General features: G+C 43.9%; 6 protein-coding genes. 1 reads left to right on the forward strand and 5 read right to left on the reverse strand.

Annotated elements, in window-relative coordinates; genetic code table 11:
* The 3 genes from PLH26_RS19590 to PLH26_RS19600 form a co-directional block, all read right to left on the reverse strand.
* On the reverse strand, window positions 1-388 hold a 388-nt coding region (locus tag PLH26_RS19590; protein WP_324587713.1), incomplete at its 3' end, for an ACT domain-containing protein.
* Between the two features lie 27 nt (window positions 389-415).
* Window positions 416-832, reverse strand: coding sequence for a helix-turn-helix domain-containing protein (locus tag PLH26_RS19595; RefSeq protein WP_324587714.1), 417 nt, complete (start codon window positions 830-832; stop codon window positions 416-418).
* Window positions 833-895: 63 nt separating this feature from the next.
* Window positions 896-1,270 (reverse strand): hypothetical protein, encoded by a 375-nt coding sequence (locus PLH26_RS19600; RefSeq protein ID WP_324587715.1) that lies wholly within the window; start codon window positions 1,268-1,270, stop codon window positions 896-898.
* Between the two features lie 292 nt (window positions 1,271-1,562).
* Between PLH26_RS19600 and PLH26_RS19605 the strand changes: the two genes are divergently transcribed.
* Entirely contained in the window at window positions 1,563-1,775 is a 213-nt protein-coding gene (locus PLH26_RS19605) for a SymE family type I addiction module toxin (protein WP_324587716.1), read from the forward strand.
* A gap of 498 nt (window positions 1,776-2,273) precedes the next feature.
* Here PLH26_RS19605 and PLH26_RS19610 read toward each other — a convergent pair whose 3' ends face one another.
* Window positions 2,274-3,542, reverse strand: coding sequence for a tetratricopeptide repeat protein (locus PLH26_RS19610; protein ID WP_324587717.1), 1,269 nt, complete (start codon window positions 3,540-3,542; stop codon window positions 2,274-2,276).
* Window positions 3,543-3,596: 54 nt separating this feature from the next.
* On the reverse strand, window positions 3,597-5,714 hold a 2,118-nt coding region (locus tag PLH26_RS19615; RefSeq protein WP_324587718.1), incomplete at its 5' end, for a DNA gyrase subunit A.

Consider the following 5,714-nt stretch of genomic DNA (forward strand, 5'->3'; position numbering starts at 1 on the left):
TTTTGTGAATACCGTAGGAATAAATGAAGATATGATAAGGCGATATGTGAAATACGAGGAAGGAGAGGAGCGCAAAGAGGAAAGTAACCAACAGGACTTCGACTTTGACCTTGGAACTTAGCCTATGGCTTTGCCCATAAATCCACCTGCTTTGCAGGTGGTAGTTTAATACTTCATACCCCAGCGTTGTAAGCTGCGCTACAATAGCGGAAAGCTGATCTTCAAACCCGTATACAGATGAACCTACCATTATTTTGGCACGCCGGGGTGTTGCTGTAACACTTGCAACAGTATCCTTTTTTGCCACCTTTTTCTTTACCTTCACCTTTTTTGCAGTGGTAGCTTTTTGGGAGTGTGCTGCTTTAATCGCTTTTTTAGCTGTAGCCATGGCGTTAATGATGGGTTTGCAAGCGATTTATTTTTTCCCGATGAGCCCCTCCAACCTCGCCATCATTTCATCCTTCTCCTTCAACATCCGTTCATACAATGCAATCTTTTCCTCATGTAATTGAACCAATTTATCAATAGGATGAACATGCATTGTACCGTAGTTAAAAGCATAATCACCAAATGTATTAGCAATCACATTCACCGCCTGCTCCTCATCAAAATTCTGAATTGCTTCGGCAGGTATTTTCAGAGCGGCAGATACCTGTTGCAGCAGGGTAGGGTCTATTGTTTCTTTTTGCTCCAGGAGAGAGATCTTTTGCTGGTTCCAGTCATCGCCTAAGTCGGCAGCCAGGGCATCCTGCTTAATGCCCATCATTTCACGGAAGCGTTTTACGTTGCGGCCCTGGTGTACTTTACGGTCGGGTGTTGAAGTGTGCGTCATAGGACAAATATAATTTTTTTTGATACAGTAAGTTATGCATTTATCCGGTAACATGGTTGTAATTCACAAGTATTGCACAGTAAGATACAAACCAACCGGATAAGTAACTTTCACTCCAACATTCCACTCTATGAAATCGTAACAGATACGCTTAAAAAGTATTGCCTTGTAATCGTCGTACCGGTATACTCTTTGCTCTGCGCCGGCACTTATGAAAAACGCTTCATTGATTTTCGGCTGATATATCAGGTCTTCAGTTTGTGCAAATGTAATCAGTTGTGCTGCTTCTTCACTTTTGAGGTACTGCTGTTCCTGATCATAGAAGCCTGCTTCCGCATTTCTTCTAAGGAAAGCCTGGGCTTTTTTGAGTTTGCTTTTTGAGCCAGGCGATTCATTTCCAAGAATGATATGTTGTAGTTCATTTTTGACATGTTCCATTCACATTTCCTTTCCAGAGATACAATTTCCCGGCTGTTTTTTAACCCCCGGCATTTCTGTTACCCCAATGGCACGTGGCACGTTCAAATAATTACTTATTTAACCGATATCTTCAATTCCAACCATCATTTTGTCTTTCTCTTCCAGGCATTCTTTTAGTTTAAGCGGAAAGTTACAAAAAAATATCCGGTAACATACTGGTAAATTACTATATGACAAGCCGTTAAATACAGGTTCACCATGTAGGATACAGGATAGGGGCTTCGTTGATTTGCTGCACAAATAGTTTGCTATGCCCAATAACATCAAAACAAGACGCCTCACCGTATGCAATAAAGCATTCGACCGCGAATACGGACCTTATGTATCTTTCCCGGTTATTCGGTTGTGCGGCAAATGGCTGCAGGATTCCGGCTTCAGAGCCGGTCATACCATTGATATAACATACCAGGATGGAAAGATCATTATCACCAAATCGGAAGTGCAACGGTTCAATGACATATAACATAATCCGGAGGCTGTTCTTTTGGTTTAAAGAAGCAATACATCCCCGCAGTGCCAAATTTTTACTCACGGAGTATTTTTATTTTTTTTTACGGATGTGCTCCGGCTTCGCTTTAATCCTTTTTCGGCGTATAACGCTACGTTCAAAGGTTAGCTGGATCCTGCAAAGTTTAAATTTCAGGCAAATTTTGAAGAAATGCCGTGATTTTTTAATAAATTTAAATTTATAATACATGTATTTATGTTTAATAATAAAGGATTTATGTTAAAATTATTCATTTTTTCCTATAATTTATATTATGTTAAATAGATAAAATGAAAAACTCGCCCTGACTGAAAGTCGCCAAAAAAATAGCAGGAAGAACCTCCTGCTATTGTCCTTGCAGATCTTAATTCAAAACGATCTTACTTTCCTATAAGCACGCGGAAACCTACGGATACGGGTTAATAAAAAAAGGGAAAGTCACAGACCTTCCCTTTTCAGTATAAGCGAAATCAATTATTGCCTTTGATCGATCTCATCGTATTTCTTCTGGTAGAAATCGGATTTGGCTTTATCACCTTTCCTGTCGTAGCAGTAAGCCAGGTTATTGCAGGCCGATTTAAATTCAGATTTTTCCGACAGCTTCAGCGTTTCCTTATTGTCGTATTCTTTGAACACCACTTCAAACGGAGGAATGGCTTTGTCGCATAAAGCCACAACCTGTGCTTTCAGCTCTTCTTTTTTCTTCAGGTCTTCAGGCGCTTTGCCTTTTATTTTATCGGCATCTTCTTCTATGAACAATGCCTGGTTAAAATAATGCTTGGCAAGGTTCAGGTTGGCTTCCAGCGCATCCGGCTTTAATGCGAGCGCCTTTTTATACAATTCTTCTATTTTTTCGCAACGTTCTGCATAATCTGCAGGCCTGTCTTTTGCATCACTTACATGTGTTTCATTGAACAGCTCATTGGCATAATCAAGGATCATGTCGAACCCTTCGGGATTGGCGGCGATCAGCTCTTCGTACTTGGCATAAATGGCTTTTTTGTCGCCCTGGCTCCGCAGGTAGTCAAATTCAACCAAAGGCAGGTAATCATCCTTGGGGTATAATTCACGACCCAGCGCCACATACTTTTGCATGTTTGGGATATCTTTTTTATCGAGGTAATATTTAGCCAGGTAGCGATAGGTAGTTACATGCTCGGGTTTGGCGGCTACTTTTGCATCGGCCAGCTTCTGGAACAGGGCAACAGCTTCATCGTCTTTTTTGGCATTCATGGCAGAGAGTGCAGTATAATATACCTGGGTAGTGTCCAGCTTGTACAAACCCCAGCCCTGCTCGAAAATGTAACCGCCGATCTCACCTGCTTTTTTGAAATTTGCCAGGGCATCTTCATACTTCTCGGCATTGTACTGGCTGGCAGCGGCATCAAAATAGCTGCCATATAAATCGTAAATGGGTTTATAGCTGTCTACCGTTAATAAGGTAGTGGCTTTGTTTTTATCTATTTCCTGGGCCTTTTTAATGGCCTCGAAAGCCTCTGTTCTTCCATCGGCCACCAGTGTTTTGAACTGGTCGCTTGCCGCAATGGCGCCATAGATCTTTGCTTTGGTGTACCACACTTCCGCATTTTTTTGATTTTTGGGAGTGGTCAGCAAAGCGTCAATTCCTTGTTTGGCTTTATCCAGTTCTTTGTCTTCCAGCATGCCTTTCACCTTGTTAAGGCTTTGCGCCGAAAGACCCAATGTCCACCCTGCCATCAGGGCGATGAGCATTATTTTCTTCATATTGTTGGTTGTTTAAAAAATTTATCAAACAGCTTACTGATCATTCGTTTGTATTTATTCAACAGGTTTTTCAGTGGTGGCGCTATTCTCTCCTTCTGACAGATCATCGTTGTGCTCAACCTCGTAGCGCGCCAGCTTTGTAATGGCTGCTATAGCGTCATCTTCGTCAAGTCTTATCAGCTTTACACCCTGGGTGGCTCTTCCCTGCCGGCTTACCTGGCTCACCGCCATCCGTATGGTAATGCCTGATCTGCAGGTGATCATCAGGTCTTCATCTTCCGTTACATCCAATATACCGACCAAAGAGCCCGTTTTACCGGTTACATTAATTGTTTTTACGCCTTTGCCGCCGCGATTGGTTATCCTGTATACCTCTTCACCGGTTTCATCGGTAATGGCTGTACGCTTCCCGAAGCCTTTTTCACTTACTACCAGTACCGTTCTGGAATTATCGTCTTTTTTGACACAAATCATGCCAACCACTTCGTCATGCATATTGTCTACTTCTATGCCCGCAACGCCTATAGCCCCCCTGCCGGTTGGCCGCACTTTGCTTTCGGGGAAACGGATAGCCCGCCCGCTTTTTACCGCCATCATGATCTCGCTGCTGCCATCGGTCATTTTTGCTTCCAGCAATTCATCTCCTTCTACGATGGTAATAGCATTAACTCCGGTTGCACGGGGTCTGCTAAAATCTTCTAAAAGTGTTTTTTTAATAGTACCCTTTTTTGTGCAAAGTACAATATAATGGCTCTTTATAAATGCTTCATCATCTAAATTTTTCACGTCTAAAATAGTGCGCACCTTGTCGTCGGGCGGTAGCTGGATAAGGTTCTGGATCGCCCTGCCCTTGCTGGTTTTATCTCCTTCTGGCAGTTGGTATACTTTTAGCCAGAAACAGCGCCCTTTTTCTGTAAAATACAGCATGGTATGGTGGGTAGACGTTACGAACAGATGTTCGATCCAGTCTTCTACCTTGGTGCGGCCGCCTATAGCCCCTCTACCACCCCTGTTTTGCTGGCGGTATTCCGTGGCAGATGTTCTTTTGATATAACCCTGGTGAGAGATCGTTATTACCACATCTTCTTCCTCGATCAGGTCTTCCAGGCGGATCTCATCGGCGAGGTACTGGATCTCGGTTTTACGGGCATCGCCAAATTTATCTTTTATTTCTATAAGCTCCTTCTTAATAAGGTCATACCGCATCCCTTCATTGCCCAGTAACTCCGTGAGGTATGCGATCTGCTTCATTATTTCATCAAACTCTTCTTTTATCTTCTCGCGCTCCATGCCGGTAAGGCGCTGCAACCGCAGCTCCAGTATGGCTTTGGCCTGCACTTCATCGAGCCCCCAGCCGGCGTTTACCAGCCGTTCCCGCGCTATATCGGGTGTGGCCGAATTGCGGATCAGTGAAATCACTTCATCAAGATGATCCAAAGCGATCAGGTATCCCTGCAATAAGTGCGCTTTCTTTTGCGCTTCCCGCAATTCATATTGCGCACGCCTGGTCACCACTTCATGCCTGAACTCCACGAACTCGCTGATCAGGTCTTTAAGATTGAGCAGCCTGGGTCTTCCTTTTACAATAGCCACATTGTTGATACCATAAGAAGTTTGCAGCTCGGTATGCTTGTATAAGTGGTTGATGACCACGTTAGCAATGGCATCCCGCTTCAGATCAATCACTATTCTTGTGCCCTCTTTGTCATTTGATTCGTTGTTTACATGTGCAATGCCGTCAATGATCTTTTCATTTACCAGCTCTCCTATTTTGTTGGTGAGCGCATCGCGGCTTACCTGATAGGGTACTTCGGTAATGATGACCTGCTCTCTGCCGCTGGGCTTGGTATCTACGTGCAATTTGCCCCGCATCACTACCCTGCCCCTGCCGGTATGCATGCCCGCCCTGATGCCTTCGTAGCCGTAAATAATACCGCCGGTCGGGAAATCGGGCGCCTTTACGATTTTGGTGAGCTCTTCAATGGTGATTTCCTTGTTGTCAATATAAGCGATACAGCCGTCAATTACTTCCGAAAGATTATGCGGCATCATATTGGTAGCCATGCCCACGGCAATACCACTCGATCCGTTCACAAGCAACTGCGGAATCCGGGTGGGAAGAATGGTTGGCTCCTTTTCCGAATCATCGAAGTTCGGTTGAAAATCTACCGT

The organism is Agriterribacter sp. (assembly GCF_035444585.1).
Lineage (GTDB): Bacteria > Bacteroidota > Bacteroidia > Chitinophagales > Chitinophagaceae > Agriterribacter.

What these genes read in the sequence shown, in the direction of transcription:
- PLH26_RS19610 (WP_324587717.1), bottom strand. Translation starts at nt 3,542, where the DNA reads ATGAAGAAAATAATGCTCATCGCCCTGATGGCAGGGTGGACATTGGGT.
- PLH26_RS19595 (WP_324587714.1), bottom strand. Translation starts at nt 832, where the DNA reads ATGACGCACACTTCAACACCCGACCGTAAAGTACACCAGGGCCGCAAC.
- PLH26_RS19605 (WP_324587716.1), top strand. Translation starts at nt 1,563, where the DNA reads ATGCCCAATAACATCAAAACAAGACGCCTCACCGTATGCAATAAAGCA.
- PLH26_RS19600 (WP_324587715.1), bottom strand. Translation starts at nt 1,270, where the DNA reads ATGGAACATGTCAAAAATGAACTACAACATATCATTCTTGGAAATGAA.